We start from the raw sequence: 16,870 nt of genomic DNA on the forward strand, positions 1-16,870 counted from the left end.
TCATGTTCTTTTAGGCCCCACCGGTATTTCCCGCAGTAGGGCTTGATACAACACTCCAATCCAGCCTGAAAGCCAGGAATCCACCGAAGCAAGCCGGCAAATCTACTGTGTCCATGTTGCCACAGAGTAGCACTTTGGTGGGCCACAACAGCAGTTTGATCATTGGGGACTCGCTATACACTAGATTTCCATTAAACATCGGCACGCGGGACGTGTAGTCCCAGAAGGACTCGCCAGGGATGGGAACTACCGAGAAGTCTCGGCAAGTTGGTGAGATGGCGGCGCGTGGGGAGGGGTTCCTCATGCGCGCCGGTTATCGCCGTTCGAGCATTGCAAGGCAGCTCTGGAAGACGACGGCGCTTACGTCGCTGGCGCTGGCGCTCTCGGGCGTGGCCGCCTATGGCGACGATGCCGGGCTCTGGCAGCCCCAGGTCCGGGCCATCATCGGCGCCGACAACAATGGCGGCAACGCCGCGCTCGAAGGCTTCATCCCGATCAAGCAGACCGCCGAATCGGTGCTGTTCCTGGATGTGCGGGCCAAGCACGATTTCAAGGACGCCTTCGGCCAGGATATCGGCCTCGGCATCCGCCGCATCGTCAACCCGGACCTGATGCTCGGCGGCTATGCCTATTTCAATGCCGAGAGTTACGGCGGCACCCAGTTCACCGGGGGCACGCTGGGCGTCGAGGCGATCACGCCGAATTTCGACGCGCATGTGAACGTCTTCGTGCCGATCAAGGGCGACTCGACCGACCACTCGACCAGCTCGACCCTGTCGATGGTCTCCAACCAGCTGATCGAGCAGATCTCGGTGCTCGACCATCGCGACTACGCGGCCTGGGGCATCGAGGGCGAGGTTGGGGCGAAGGTGCCGTTCGACCTGCCCGACAGGCATTCGCTGCGGCTGGACATTGGCGGCTACCATTTCGAGGATCCGCACGGTGATGACGGCAGCGTCACCGGCGCCAAGGCTGGCATCGAATATGAGATCGGCGATGTCTTTGGCACCGGAACGTCGCTGACCTTCACCGGCGAGGTGCGCAACGACAATCGCGACGACACCCAGTTCGCCGGCAGCGTGCGGCTGAATATCCCGTTCAATCCCGGCGGCGGCTCGGACAGCACCGCGGCCATCGGGGCGGATCCGGTCTATCCGGTCAGCGAAGGCCTGCGCAAGCGCGTCAACGAGCGGGTGCGCGGCGATATCGGCGTCCGCATCCAGAGCCAGGACAAGACCGGCGGCACGACGACCCGCGTCGCCATCAACGCCGCCACCAATGCCGCGTTCGGAAAGTTCTATTTCGCCGATGGCGGCCTGGCCGGCGCCGGCACGCAGGCCGACCCGACGACATTGGACGATGCCGTCACCAAGGCCGGCAACGGCGGCTTCGTCGTGGCGCTCGGCGGCAATGGCAATCTGACGACTGGCGGCGTGACGCTGGCCACGGGCCAGACGGTCATCGGCGGCGGCGAAAGCGTCACCGCAAAGCTTTTCGGCGGCGGCACGGCCACCTTCAACCTCGGCGGCAGCGACGGCACGATCCAGGGCACCAACGTCACCAACCCCGTCATCACGCTGGGCAATGGCAACACGCTGAACGGCATCACCATCACCGGCGGCGCCGACGGCATTTTCGGCAACAACGCCACCAGCACGACGCTGACCAACGTCACGGTAACGGGCACCGGCGGCAATGGCGCCGAGTTCACCGGCAATTCGACCAATGTCAGCGCGTCCAATTTCACCGCCACCGGCAACGGCCTCGACGGCCTGCATATCGAAGGCGACGGCACCTACAATTTCACCGGCACGACGCTGCTGTCGGGCAACCAGGACGACGGCCTCGATATTACGGGCAAGGGCACCTACAGCTTCGCCATCCTCAACGCACAGGACAACCAGGATGCCGGCATAACGGTGAAGGGCACCGCCGTCGGCGGCAGCTTCACCACCACCGGCGGCCAGGTGTCGGGCAACAAGGCCCTGGGCGACGACGGCGTCGGCATCTTCATCGACCCGATCACCGCGCATGTGGTGCTGGATTCAATCTCGCAGACCGGCGGCACATCAGGCGTCGTGCTCGACCATGTCTCGGGCAGCTTCACGGTCAACGGCGCCACCACGATCTCCAACACGACGGGACCGGCGATCGCCATTTCCGATTCGCCGGCAACGATCCGCTTCGGCGACATCAACATCACGGCGCCGGGCGGCGACGGCATGTCGTTCAGCGGCGTCAACGCGGCGGTTGTGGCCGGCAACATCGTCATCTCGGGGCTCGGTCTCGGCCATGCCGGCCTCGACTTCTCCGGCAGCCAGACGACCTTCACGGCATTGTCGGCCAACATCAGCGGATCGGGCGCCGGCTCGATCGGCATCGATCTCGCCGACACCACCGGCGGCGCTTCGATCATCATCACCAATGGCGGCACCATTTCGGGCGTCGGCACGGGCGTGCGGCTGGGCATCGCCGGCTCGCTGGCCCACTCGGCCAATGCCCAATTCAGCTTCGGCGGCGGCTCGATCGCGGGCGTCACCGCCTCGCTCGACGCGCGTGGGCTGAACCAGACGCTCGGCCTCTATGCCTTCGGCTCGACGACGTTCAGCGGCCTGCAGCTGTTCGACGTCCAGAACGTGATCTTCGTCGGCGCGGCAGCCTCGGGCTCTGGCGACGGCTCCTCGCTTGCGAACCTGGCGTCGATCGGCACCGCCGACGGCATTACCGACGCCAACGCGATCTTCGTGCTGGTCAACGACGTCGGCAACACGCCGATCAATGCGTCGGGCGGCTTCTCGCTCAGCGACGACCAGACGCTGGCGTCCTTCGGCAATGGCCGCTCCTTCTCGCTCGGCGGCGTGCCGATCAACGTCACCGGGACCAACATCCAGCACGACCAGGTCGTTTCGGATCCCGGCACCGGGGCGGCGACGCTGACCAATTCGGGCGCCGGCGACGTCGTCACGCTGGGCAACGGCAACTCGCTGCTGGATTTCAACATTTCGGGCGGCAGCGGCGCGGCTATTGGTGGGACGGGCATTGCCGGTCTGACGGTCCAGGGTGTGTCGGTCGGCGGCGTTGCCACGGGCCTGTCGCTCGACAATTTCGGCGGCACCGGCACGTTCACCAATTTCGATATCGCCAGCGCCGGCGCGGGCGTCAGCATCACCGGCGGCACCACCGGGACCCTGACCTTTGACGCGGCGAGCTCGATCGCCGGCACGACGGGCGTGGCGTTCAACATCGATTCCTCGACGCCGAATCTCATCTATAACGGCACGATCAACCAGACCGCTGCCGCGAGCGCGGTCAAGATCAACGCCATGAACGGCGGCTTCGCCAGGTTCGCCGGCAAGATCACCGCCAGCACCGGCGCGGCCAACGCCATCGACCTGACCGGCAATGCCGGCGGCGCGATTGCTTTCGTCGGCGGTCTCGATCTGACAGCCGATGGCGGCTTTGCCTTCAGCGCCGTCAATGGCGGCAATCTGACGGTGTACGGGGCAAGCAATACCGTGGCGACCGGCCTGGGGCCGGACGAGAAGGGCATCCAGATCGCCGGCATGACGATCGGCCTGGCCGGAGTGAACTTCTCCAGCGTCACCGTGGATGGCTCGGGCGGCGGCGTTTCGACCGGCATCGCCATTTCCAACACCAGCGGCGGCAACGTCAACTTCGATGGCGTCGACCTGTATCGCATCAGCGGCGTCGCCATCAGTCTCGACAATGTCGCCAGCGGCAGATACACCTTCCAGGGCACGACCAAGGTCGACACCGTGGTGGGTGGAGGCTCCGGCTTCCTGGTTCAGAACAGCGCCGCCACCGTCGGCGTCAGCAACCTCGTAACGACGAATATCGCCGGCGCCGATGTCAGCCTGACCAACAACACCGGCACGATCGACATTGGCGGCACCATCACCAATTCCGGCACGGGCGATGGCGTCGTCGTCTCCGGCGGCAGCGCGGCGATCACGATCGGCGCGACCATCAACAGCTCGGCGACAGCGCCCGGCACGGCCGTCAGGGTCGACGGCATCACCGGCGGCTCGGTCGCCTTCACTGGTCCGGTCACCTCAACCGGCGCGGGCAACCTGTTCGCCATCGGCTCGACCACCGCGCCGACGGGTGGCACGATCAGCTTCACCGACTCGGCGCTGACCGCCAGCGGCGGCGGTGGCGCGATCATCGCAGGCTTGGGCGCGGCCGCGACCTTCAACGCCACGTCCCCAATTTCGATCACCAACGCGGTCGGCAACGGCCTGTCGGTCTCCAATGTCGCCGGCAGCGCCACCTTCGGCGCGGTCACCGTGTCGGGTGCAACCGGCAATGGCATCGACATTTCAGGCAATTCCGGTTCGGTGACTTTCGGCACCACCAATGTGACGCTGGGCTCGGCGGCCAACACCGCCGGCATCAACTTCGGCGGCATCAACGCCGATGTCAGCTTCGGCACCACCAGTGTGACGATGGGCGCCGGCGCCAACCAGACGGCAATCGACTTCAGCGGCTCGTCGACGACGGCCGATTTCGGCGTGACCACCATCACCGGCACCGGCGAGGCCACCTCGCGCGGCATCGACCTGTCATCGACGACGGGCAACAAGACCATCACCTTCATGCGCGGCTCAAGCATCAGCGACGTCCATATCGGCGTCGATTTGTCGTCCGGCCTCAGCACGCTGACTTCGGCCAACGCCAATTTCACCTTCGGCGACGGCACTTCATCCGACGGGCTGCAATCCTCGATCAGCGCCGCGCCCGGCGGCTACACCGTCAACACGGTCGGGCTCGACCCGACGCTCGGCAATTATGATTTCGACGACGTGTTCTTCACCGGCAGCGCCAATCTGCCCTCGGCGGTCGGCGCGGTGACGATGGTCTCGCAGTCGGGCGGCGTCATCGCCGTCGGCACGTACGGCCTCAGCCAGTCGGTGACCACGATTTCGCTTGCCGACGCCGATCTCATGACCGGCACGCAGACCTTCGCCTTCGTCGGCACCGTCGATCTCAGCGCAACGCCGTTCACGCTCGATTCCGGCCAGTCGATCACCGGCTTCGGCAACAGCAACGTCATCGCCGTGTCCGGCACCTTCCAGCAGGTGAACGTGCAGGGCAATCTCGGCGCCACCGGCGGCAACGTTACCGGCGACGAGGGCGTCGTCACCGGCACCGCGGACGCTATGCATCTGCTCGGCAGCAATCAGGTGCGCAACACCGCCTTCGACTTCACTGGCGCCAGCGGCTCGGTCTTCCTGATCGACCAGAGTGCGGCCGGCTTCGACAACACCGGCGGCATCACGATCCAGGGCGTCACGGTCAGCAATGTCGCCGTTGGCCAGACGGCGTTCAAGGTCGACGGCCTCACCAGCAACGTCTCGATCATCGACAACAACATCAACGTCGCCGGGACGCTGCTCGACGCCAATGGCGGCGACGGCAACATCACGCTCACGCGCGGCAACCTGCCCAATGGCGGGCCGGCCGGCACGCTGACCGGCGGCGGCGTCTCGATCGTCAACCGCACCGGCGGCCTTGTCGATTTCACCGACAAGGCGACCATCGGCGGCAATGGCGTATCGCTGGCCAACAACAGCGGCGCGGGAATCACCTTCGCCGATCTGGACGTTTCCACCAATGGAGCGACGGCCTTCACCGCCATCGACGGCGGCACGATCACGGTCGACACAGGAACGATCAATGCCACGGGCGCGCAAGCGGCGGCGCTCGACAACGTCACGGCCGACATTCATTTCACGTCCACCAGCGCGACGTTCAGCGCCGGCAACGGCATCGACCTGCAGAACCTGGCCGGCACGGCCGCTTTCGGCACCGGCACGCTGACCAACACCGGTGCGGGCACGTCGTTCAATGTCGGCTCGGCGACCGCCAGCGGCGGCACTGCTGATATCTCCTATGGCGGCACGATCGCCACCAACGGCAGCGGCGCCGCCGTCTCGATCCAGAGCATGACCGGTGGCTCGGTGGCGCTGTCGGGCAATTTGACCGACAGCAATGCGGCGGCCGGCGGCAACATTTTCGTTGCCGGCAACGATTCCATCACCATCACCTTCTCGGGTACGACCAAGCAGATCAGCTCGGGCGCCGCCGATGGTGTCAATCTCGGCCTCCCCGGCGGTTGGCCTTCGGGCACGCCGACCCCCAACACGAACTCCGCCATCAACTTCACCAATGGCGGCCTCGACATAACGACGACAACAGGCGCGGGCTTCATAGCCATCGGGGACTTCGGCTCCTCGACCTTCACCGTCACCGGCAGCGGCAACAAGATCAATTCCGGCGGCAACGGTCTCCTGGCGGTCGGCGCCGATGCCGGCGTCGGCGGTGTCACCTTCGACAGCATCTCGGCGGTATCCACGAGCGCCTTGGGCGGCGGCGCCGGCGTGTTCCTGTCAGGCATGAACCTGGCGGGCAATGTCAACATCGGCGGGCTGAAGGATACCGGCTATATCGGCGCCTCGCTGTCCGGCCTGTCCGGCCCCGGCGTGGTCAATTTCACCGGCACGAACGATCTCGACACCAGCCATGAAGGGTTCGAGATCAGCGGCCAGGTCGGCACCATAAACATCGCCAATGTCGCCGGATCCACCCTGACCATCGACGGCAGCGAGGTCGGCATTGCGTTTGCCGTCCTCCAGACCGGGACCGTCAATGTCGGCGGCAACGGCGGCGTCGCCAGCATCGGCGCGACGACAAGCACCACCGGGTCGGCCATAGCTCTCTCCGGCGGCAACGACCTTGTTAATGCGACGCTGAACTACAACGGTTCGATCAAGGTCGATACGGGCACGGTGCTGCAAGCCGCCGGCGGCGACTGGACCGAGTTGAACATGAGCGGTTCGGTCGTTTCGACCACGGACGCGGCGGCGGCGGGGACGGCGGCCTTCACCTTCACCGGCAACGCCAACGGCGCCTACAACATTTCGAGCACGATCAATCATACCGGCAAGGGCATCGGCGTACTGTTTGACGGATCGTCCGAGGGAACGGCCACCTTCTCCGGCACGTCGAAGATCTTCAACACCAGCAGCGGCGCCAACGGCGCCATCGTCAAGGCCCCCAGCATCGGCCAGGGCGAAGGCACGGGCACGCTCGCCTTCACCGGTGGCAACCTCAAGATCACCACCTCGAGCGGCGCCGGTTTCACCGCCAGCACCACCGGCCCGGGCACGGTCAGCGTCGGCGGCACCGGCAACACCATCACCACGACGACCGGCACCGCGCTCGACCTGGACGGCGCGACGGTCGGCCCGGATGGCGTGACTTTCGACAGCGTCTCGGTCAACGGGGCGGCGACCGGCATCGCGCTGAACAATGTTTCCGGCGGCACCGTCAGCCTTGGCGCCGCGAATTTGCTGGGCATCACCTCGCATGGCGTCGATATCTCCGGCACGCTCGGCTCGATGCTGAATTTCACCAGCCTGAACATCGGGCTCGGCGCGGCGAATGCGATCGGCCTCGATCTTAACGGCGCCGCGCTCGGCACCAGCACCGTCACGGCTGGGGATTTCGACGTCGACGGCGGCAGCTTCGCCGGCACGATCGGCATCGACATGGCCGGCACGACCGGCACCGGCACGATCCAGCTCGGCGACACGACCAACAACAACCCAGCCGGCCAGACCTCGAAGATCGAGAATGTCGGCTATGGCGTCCAGTTCTCCAGCGCCACCAACGCCAAGCTGGTCTTCGGCGACGGGGCAGGTCCGGCCGAATCTTCGATCGCCACCACCGGCGGCCAGGTCATTCACGCCACCGACACTTTGCCGACAGCGGGCGACTACAATTTCAACGACGTCAATTTCTCCGGCGACACTTCGAACCTGTCGGCGATCAGCGTCTACTATGTCACCGCCGACGCCAGCGCTCTCGGCGACGGCAGCCTGCTCAATCCAGGCACCTATGCGAACGCCCAGAATTCCACGGCCAATGTCATCGTGCTGATCGACAAGAACGGCACCGGCAGCCAGGAGACGATCGACCTGAGCGGCACCTCGTTCCAACTCGACGACGGACAGGTGCTGCTAGCCTTCAAGAGCGGCGATGCGGCCGTCGATGTCTCGCAGCTCGGTGTCGACACCAGCAGCGGCGCCTCGGCGGCATTCCATTTCACCACGGTGCAGAATTCGCCGATCATCTCGGCGCCGGGCGGCATCGATACGCTGCGGCCGATCCTGCAGAGCAACACCGCCACCTCGGTGGTCAATTTCGCGACGACCGGCACCGGCGTCCTCACCGGCGGCATCGAGAACCTGATCATCCGCAACACCGGCAGCGGCACCGGCGTCTCGGGCAGCGTGGCGACCGCCTCCAGCTTCTTCCTCAGGAACAACGACATCGCCGCCGGCGGCAGGGCGCTCGACTTTACCACCAGCGGCGCGCCGGCTGCCGACAGGCTCCTGCTTTCGATCGACGGCAACACGCTGCAGTCGACAGGGACCGCGCTTGCCGCCAATTTCCTCGGCCAGAGCGTCAGCGCCATTCAGAATACGATCGCGATCCGGTCGTTCGCCAACAATACGGTCATCGGCGGCACCGGCGGCGGCATTGCTTTTAACGGTGCCACTTTCGACTCGACGGGCGGCGGCGGCACCGTCAGCGCGGGCACCCTCACCGTCGGCACAACTGGTGCGCGCGTGCAGGGCGACGGCCTCAACCTGCTCAACACCAGCGGCACGCTCGATCTTGGCACCTTCAGCATTGCCAACAATGGCGGCACGGGCCTGCTGGTCAACGAAAAGGGTGGCACGACCTTCACGTTGAACAGCTCGGGCGGCTCGGTCGACACCACGAACGGCACTGCCATCAATCTCGACCCGCTGACGGTCCACATGACGCTCGGCAGCGTCACCGCCACCGGCGGCGCCAGCGGCATCATCTTCGACGGTGTTGCCGGCACCTTCGCCGTCACCGGCGCTACCAGCATCACCGGCACGTCGGGCGCCGGCATCAGCGCCATCAATACCAATACCGGCACGTTCAACTTCAACGCGGTAACGGTCAACAACACGACCGGCGGCGGCATCGGCTGGGCCAGCGGCACGCTCAACGTCACCGGCCTCGCCAACATCGACACAACGAGCGGTGCCGGCATAGCCGCGACGGGCGGTACGATCAGTGTCGCCGGCTCGGGCAACACGATCACGACCGGGTCAGGAACCGCACTCGATCTCAGCGGTACGACCGTTGGTGCTGGCGGCGTGAATTTCTCCAGCGTCTCGGCCAATGGCGCCGCTACCGGCATCGCGCTGAACAACGTCTCCGGCGGCGCCATCGCGCTTGGCGCGGTCGACCTGCAGGGCATAACCTCGCGCGGCGTCGATGTGTCCGGCACGCTTGGCGCGGCCCTGTCTTTCACGGATCTGGGCATCGGCCTGAACAGCGGCTCGGCCGCTGCCTTCGACCTGAATGGCGCGATCATCAACGCGGCGATCACCGCCAACGATTTCAGCGTCACCAATGCGGCCGTGGGCGCGGGCTCCTCGATCGGCGTCGACCTGCGCGGCTCGACCGGCGGCTCGACGGTGCGGCTCGGCGACGCCGTGATCGCGGGCAACAGTTCGAGCATCGCCGGCGTCAATACCGGCATATTCCTGAACAGCGCGACGAATCTTGCCTTTGTCTATGGCGACGGCGAATCGACCGACCAGAGCTCGACCATCAGCGCCAATGTCGGCATCGACGCCTCCAGCGCGCCGGCTGCCGGCACCTACAATGTCCAGGACGTGAACTTCCAGGCGAGCCCCGGCCTCGGCTTCGGTATCGGCAAGATCTATTTCGTCGGCGCCACCGCGACCGGCGATGGCCTTGGCAAGGACCAGAGCAATCTAATGACGTTGGCCGCAGCGGAGTTCCAGGCCGGGCCAAACGACATCCTCGTTCTCGTCAACAATGGCGTCATCACAGCGGCGGGAGGCGACAACACGCTGCTGCTGCAGGCCGGCGAGCAGGTGCGCGGCTTCGGTGCCGGCGCCATCAACCTGGCGCTGACCGTGCCGTCGACGATCCAGCTGGCCAGCAATAACGTCTCGATCGTCGATCAGACGTCCGGCGGCGCGGCGGCGCTGACAAGCGCGGATGGCAGCAGCATCATCACGCTGGGCAGCGGCGGCAACATCATCGACGGCTTTACCATCAACGGTAGCGACGGCACAGGCGCCAATGCCGCGATCGGCATCAGCGGCGCAACGGCGAACGCCACGATCCGCAACATGACGATCAAGAACGTCACCGCCACCGATATCGACTTCGGCGCCGGCGCCACCGGCACGACGACGCTGACCAATCTTTCGCTCTTCTCCACGGGCGCGGCCGGCACCGCCATCAAATTTGGTGCTGCCTCCGGAACAGTCACCGCCACCAAAGTCGTCACGTCGGGCGGCGGCGGCCTGTCCGTCGCCGGCGGCAACGCGGCCATCAGCTTCGACAGCACGAGCTCGGTCTCCAGCGTCGTCGGCACCGCTATTCGCATCACCAACCGCACCGGCGGCAGCTTCGGCTTTGCCGGCATGATCGGGACGAGCACCGGGGCCAGCGGCATCGCCATCTCCGGCGCAACCGGCGTAAACACAGTCAGCTTCACCGGCGCGGTCAATCTCACCGCCAACACCGGCACCCCTGTCTCGATCGACAATGGCGGCCTGGCCTCAACCGTCAGCTTCGCCAACCTCGCCATCACGACGGGCGGTGGCAACACGGCCTTCACCGCGACCGGTAACGGCACGGTCAATGTCGCCACCGGATCGATCAGCACGACGGCCGCCCAGGCGATCAACCTCAACGGCATCGCCGCCGGCATCAATTTCACCTCGACCACATCAGGCGGCGGCGCCAACAATGTCAGCCTGACGAACGTCACCGGCACGGTGAACCTGGGCACGGGTACGCTGAGCGGTGCCTTGGGCACGGCGTTCAACGTCAGCGGCGGCTCGGCCAATATCACCTATGCCGGCACGATCGCACAAGTGATGGCCGGCCAGCAATTGATCGCGGTCGCCAACACCACTGGCGGCACGGTGAACTTCACCACCGCCGTGGCGAACGGCCTCAACGATACCGCCGGCACCGGCATCCTGATCGATGGCGCCGCTGGCAACGTCACCGTCAACAATGCAAGCCTGACCGGAACGGCCGGCATCACCATCCTTGGGGATGCGGCGAACAACGCGACCGGCACCTACACTTTCAACAATGTCGCGATCCAGACCGCCGCGGGCGCCACCAATACGGCCTTCGTCGTCGATGGCGATCAGGGCACGCCGGCCAACGACGACGTGAGCGCGACCGTCAACCTCAACAATGTCGACATCACCAACCCTGGTGGCAATGTCGCCAACATCCGCGGCATGGCCGGCGGCTCGGTCAATTTCGACTCCGCCAGCTCCATCGCCCGCAACGATGGCGGCTTGGGCATCGTCGCCCTCAGTAATGCCGGCGGCTCGATCAATTTCGATGGCGCGTCGAAGACGCTCTCGACCGGCGCCAACGCCGCAGTCATTCTGACCGCCAATTCTGGCGCGACCATCAACTTCACCGGCGGCGGGCTGGCGATCACCACGTCGAGTGGCCAGGGCTTCAATGCCACCGGCGGCGGCACGGTCAGCGTCACCGGCTCCGGCAATACGATTTCGGCCGGCAGCGGCGCCGCGGTCAATCTGGACTCCGTCGCCATCGGCGCGGGCGGCATGAGCTTCGCCTCCACGAACGCGAGCGGCGGCGGCGGCAGCGCCGTGATACTGGACACCGTCGCCGGCCCCGGAGCCATCAATCTCGGCACCGGCGCCCTGGTCGGCGGCAACCTCGCGGCGATCCGCATCGGCGACGGTGCCGGCGGCGCCAACAGCGGCGGCACGGTGGCCTTCAGCTATGCCGGCACCATCACCAGCGGAACCGGCCAGGCGGTCAACATCCAGGATCGCGCCGCCGGCGCCGGCAACATCACCCTGTCGGGCACCATCACACACAATGTCGCCGGCCAGACCGGCATCCTGCTGGACGACAACGCCGCCGGCACCATCACCTTCTCGGGCACCTCCAAGTCGATCACGTCGGGCAGCGCGGCCGGCGTCAGCCTGACCGACAATGCCGGCGCGATCATCGACTTCAGCAATGGTGGGCTGGTCATCAGCACCACCAGCGGCACCGGCTTCGACGCCACCGGCGCGGGTCCGGCAGCAACCACCGGCGGCACGGTGACGGTGACGGGTTCTGGCAACACGATTACATCCACGACCGGCACGGCGCTCAACATCGTCAACACGACGATCGGTGTGAACGATCTCACATTCCAGAAAATCAGCTCGAGCGGCGGAGCCAGCGCCGGCATTGTTCTCGACAACACCGGCTCGAGCGGCGGTCTGCACGTGACTGGCAGTGGGTCGAACATTGGCGCGACGGGCGGTGGTGTCATATCCGGCAAGACCGGCGGCGACATCAACTCGCAAGGCACGGATGGCAGCGCCGTCATCACCGGTACAGATGGCGTCGGCATTTTCCTGCGCAACACCAGCGACGTCCAGCTGAACGGCATGCAGCTCAACGACTTTACGAACTACGCCGTTCTTGGCAGCGGTGTCACCGGCCTGATCATCGACCACACCACGATTAACGGCGTGAACGGCAACAACGACGTCGTCAACGAGGGTTCGGTGTGGCTGCAGCAACTGCTTGGCAGCGCCACCATCCAAAACAGCTCGATCAGTGGCGCCTGGGAAGACAATCTGCATGTGCAGAATTCCAGCGGAGTTCTGAACCGGCTGACAGTCGATAACGTTGCCTTCGGCGCCAATAGCGCCAGCTTCGGCAACGAGCAGATCAACGCGGTCGCGCTCGGTACCGCGACACTGAACATGACAGTTCAGAATTCGACGTTCACCGGTTCGCGCTCGGTCAACATGCAATACACGATGGGCGTCGACACCTCGAATGTCGGCGCCGCAAAGGGCGACGTGGTTATCGCCAACAACACGATCACGGGTGCTGCATCGCAGATCTCGGGTGCCGCGGGCATTTTCATTACCAGCGGCGGCACGGGCAATCATCCGGCGCTGACATACAATATCCATGATAATAATATCAACGGCATGGTGGGCTCGGGCATCAATGTCAGCATGGCGAGCAGCACCGCCGCGGGCTCGTACAGCGGCTTCATCAACAACAACACCATCATCGGCAATGCGACCAGTGGTGGCGCGAACGGCATCGCCATAATCACCGCCGGGGGTGGGACCCACGCAACCGCAATCACCAACAACACCATCACCAAGATGGCGACCGATGGCATCTATATCCAGAACGGCGACAACACGTCAGGCGGGGACGGCATCATCTTCGCGACCGTCACCGGCAACTCGGTCAAGGACGCGTTTGGCGGCTTCCCGAACGCGGCGTTCGAACTGAACAATGGCACGACCAGTTCCGGCGAGGCTGGCGGCGATCATTCGATCGTTCATCTGACGCTGGGTGGCGCGGGCGCTCTGCAGAACGATTTTGCGACCAGCGCCGGTCAAGCCGGTGCCTACTCGCAAGAAGTACGCATGCGTATGCGGTTCAGCGCGACGACGTACCTGAATGGTTATGCTGGCAGCCCCACCGATGATGCGGCCGTCTCGACCTGGGTTGGCAACAACAACATCCTCAGCACCTCGGGTGGGGAGGACTCGCATGTCGTCACCAGCCATGGCTCAGGGTCGGCAACCTGGCAGTCTGGTCCGTAACGGAGCCTGCGCGAGCAGATGGAGCTTTGGAGTCTGAGGAAAATCATATACCGTCATGTATAGTTAATACGCACGCCGAATAGAATCTTTCCATGTGCGCTAACGATGCGTAGATAGAAAGTACAGGCTGTTTTCGTGAATTATTTTTTTGAGTCAAAAAAGCGGTTGAATTTCCAGTAAGTTGACGTAAGGTTACCTGACAAGGCGAGGGGGAGATTATGGCGGAACCGTTTCTTGCCGAAATCAGGATCATGTCTTTCGGATTTGCGCCAAAAGGTTGGGCGCTGTGCGATGGCCAGCTCTTACCTATTAACCAAAATCAAGCCCTGTTTTCCTTGCTCGGAACAACTTTTGGTGGCGACGGGCGTGTGAATTTCGCACTGCCCGATTATCGGGGGCGTACCCCAATTCATGTTGGCAGCGGCCATACACTTGGCGAGCGTGCCGGCGAACAAAATCACACTCTTTCAATTGCCGAACTGCCAACGCATGTTCACCTGGCACAGGGCACGTTGGCAACCGCCAGCCCGCAGCCCGTGCCGACCAACGCCTATCTTGCCCCGGCTGCATCGCTCTATGGGTCGGCAGCCGCTTTGACGCCGCTTACGGCGCAGACCGTTACCAGTGCCGGCGGCAGTCAGGCGCACCTCAACATGCAGCCTTTCCTGACGTTGAGTTTCTGCATCGCCTTGCAGGGCATTTTTCCGTCTCAGAATTGAGGGAGCGCAGCCATGGGACAACCCTACGTTGGCGAAATTCGCATGTTCGCCGGCAATTTTCCAATAAATGGCTGGATGTTCTGCGAAGGACAGCTAATACCGATCTCGGAGTACGAAACCCTGTTCAACCTGATCGGGACCACCTATGGCGGCGATGGTCAGGAAACCTTCGCGCTGCCCGATCTGCGTGGCCGCCTTCCCATCCATCAAGGCAACTCCTTTGTCTTGGCGGAGACGGGAGGCGCCGAAGAGATCACGCTTACCGTCAGCCAGATTGCCGCGCACACGCATGCCTTCCTGGCTTCCACCAATCCGGGAAACCAGGCCAATCCCGGAGGCAACGTCGCCGCGCAGAACACCCTGGTCCAACTCTATGCAGAGGACGTGCCGACGGTGAATATGGGTGGTAGCTCGATTTCGCCGGTCGGCGGCAGCCAGCCGCACGCGAACTTCCAGCCCTATCTGTGCGTGAACTTCATCATCTCGCTGTTCGGGATTTTCCCGTCTCAGACTTAAGAGGTCCGTCATGGCCAACCCGTTCGTCGCCGAAATCCGCATCTTTCCGTTCAATTTCGCGCCCAAGGGATGGGCATGGTGCGATGGACAGTTGCTGCCAATATCGCAGAACACGGCCCTGTTCTCGTTGCTTGGCACCACATATGGTGGCGACGGCAAGTCGAATTTTGCCTTGCCGAACCTGCAGGGCAGTGCACCCATGCATCCGGGGCAAGGACCGGGGCTTTCCTGGCATGATCTGGGAGAAACCGGCGGTTCGGATACGGTGACCCTGCTGGAATCCGAAATGCCGTCGCATCTTCACACCCTGCGTGCGATGACGGATATCGCCGACCAGCCGATTCCCAGCCCGGCCCGCTCGCTTGCCCGGTCCAATGGTGGTTCTGCATACAATCCGACATTCACGGTCAGCCCGATGTCGGGCAACGCGCTGACCCCCGCCGGCGGCGGCCAGCCCCACAACAACCTGCAGCCCTATCTCACCTGCTATTTCTGTATCGCGTTGCAGGGCGTCTTCCCGCAGCGTCCCTGATTCAAGATGGATGACTCTCGTGGGACGGCGGGGTGGAGGCGTGCGGCTGGGACCGGCCTGACGTTTCGGGCGATGACGGATGCCGACCTGCCGTTTTTGGCGCGGGTCTATGCCTCGACGCGTGCCGAGGAACTGGCCTTAACATCCTGGACCGAAGTACAGAAGAGGGCGTTCCTGGACATGCAGTTCCGGGCACAGCACGCCCATTACCAGAAATATTATGCCGATGCCGAGTGGCTGGTGATCGAGCAGGCCAGGCAGGACATCGGCCGTCTCTATATCGAGCGCACGCCGAGCCAGCACTGCATCGTCGACATTTCGCTGCTGCCAACGCATCGCGGCAAGGGGTGTGGCGGCGCACTGCTTAGAGACCTCCTCGACGAGGCTGCCGCCGCTGGCAAGCCCGTCTCGATCCACGTCGAGAAGAACAACCCGGCGCGACGGCTCTATACGCGGCTGGGTTTCACCGTCACCGAGGACAGAGGCGTCTATGACCTGATGGAGTGCCCACCCCTGATGGCGAGTGGCGCGACCGATCCGTGACTGCCAGACGCGCCTTTCGGTCTTCGTTATTTGCACGCGAGGCAACGACTGTAGCGATGCCGCGCGGAGGATTCATGCCGGGGTTTCAAGCCGCCGCTGGTGCGGCGGACAGACCAATCGCATTACGGCGCTGGCGCGGTCATACGCGATTTGCCTGCTCATAAAGAGAGTGATTGGATTTCGCGATCACTTGCCGATATCGGCACCGAAAATAAGCGCTGCTTGCAGCGTCGGTCCTCAAGCGTCGCGATACCAGGAGACGATCGTGAAACGCTCGTTACAGGTGACCGGGGTGACTTCGTGCGTCGTTTCCGAACGAAAGGCGACCAGAGTGCCCGGCAGCGCCGGCATGGCAACCCGCAGGTGCGGGCCGCTGTACGGTCCGTGCAGAACCAGCGAGCCGCCGGCATAGTTTGCCGGCGAAGGATCGTCCGATTGACGGTTCAGGAAGAGCACTGCCGAGATCTTCCTGAACCGGGACTCGTCGTGGATGAGCGGCGTGTTGCCATCCTGGTGCGGCACGAAGAAATCGCCTTCGCGATAGTGAAGGAACTGGGGCCTTTCCCAAGTGCCGAGCGCGAGCCCGAAATGCCGTTCCAGGACGGGCCTCTGCCGCGCCAAGACACCGTTCACCCGTGCTTCGGTCGCTTCCGAGACCTCGGCGCGCCTGGTCCTGCGCACTTCCGGCCACGCCGGTTTCTGGTCAGTACGCCCCAGCAGGCCGGCCGGACGACCGCCGGCCTCGCGGATTTCCGCGCACAGCGCGCTGCATGCTGCTTCGTCAAACATGTCGGCGATTTCGATATGGTCGATCATGTGTCGAGCCG

6 protein-coding genes are annotated in these 16,870 nt (G+C 64.3%); 5 read left to right on the forward strand and 1 reads right to left on the reverse strand.

Annotation, left to right across the window (positions count from 1 at the left end; translation table 11 throughout):
* The first annotated feature begins 302 nt into the window (after positions 1-302).
* From FJ543_RS17630 to FJ543_RS17650, 5 genes are all read left to right on the forward strand, one after another.
* Positions 303-13,733 carry a hypothetical protein gene (locus FJ543_RS17630; protein WP_181173992.1) on the forward strand — a complete coding sequence of 4,477 codons (13,431 nt, stop codon included), beginning with the start codon at positions 303-305 and terminating at the stop codon, positions 13,731-13,733.
* A 218-nt stretch (positions 13,734-13,951) separates the two neighbouring features.
* Positions 13,952-14,452 carry a tail fiber protein gene (locus FJ543_RS17635; RefSeq protein WP_140876143.1) on the forward strand — a complete coding sequence of 167 codons (501 nt, stop codon included), beginning with the start codon at positions 13,952-13,954 and terminating at the stop codon, positions 14,450-14,452.
* 12 nt (positions 14,453-14,464) lie between these two features.
* Positions 14,465-14,968 carry a tail fiber protein gene (locus tag FJ543_RS17640; RefSeq protein WP_140876145.1) on the forward strand — a complete coding sequence of 168 codons (504 nt, stop codon included), beginning with the start codon at positions 14,465-14,467 and terminating at the stop codon, positions 14,966-14,968.
* A gap of 10 nt (positions 14,969-14,978) precedes the next feature.
* Positions 14,979-15,500 (forward strand): tail fiber protein, encoded by a 522-nt coding sequence (locus FJ543_RS17645; RefSeq protein WP_140660393.1) that lies wholly within the window; start codon positions 14,979-14,981, stop codon positions 15,498-15,500.
* 6 nt (positions 15,501-15,506) lie between these two features.
* Positions 15,507-16,043 carry a GNAT family N-acetyltransferase gene (locus tag FJ543_RS17650; protein WP_281405326.1) on the forward strand — a complete coding sequence of 179 codons (537 nt, stop codon included), beginning with the start codon at positions 15,507-15,509 and terminating at the stop codon, positions 16,041-16,043.
* Between the two features lie 237 nt (positions 16,044-16,280).
* On the opposite strand, the gene FJ543_RS17655 is transcribed toward FJ543_RS17650, so the two are convergent.
* Complete coding sequence (locus FJ543_RS17655) at positions 16,281-16,859, reverse strand: 2OG-Fe(II) oxygenase (protein ID WP_140876147.1); 579 nt, start codon at positions 16,857-16,859, stop codon at positions 16,281-16,283.
* Between the last annotated feature and the right edge of the window lie 11 nt (positions 16,860-16,870).

Origin of the sequence: Mesorhizobium sp. B2-5-7 (assembly GCF_006440875.1) — a bacterium.
Classification (GTDB): domain Bacteria; phylum Pseudomonadota; class Alphaproteobacteria; order Rhizobiales; family Rhizobiaceae; genus Mesorhizobium; species Mesorhizobium australicum.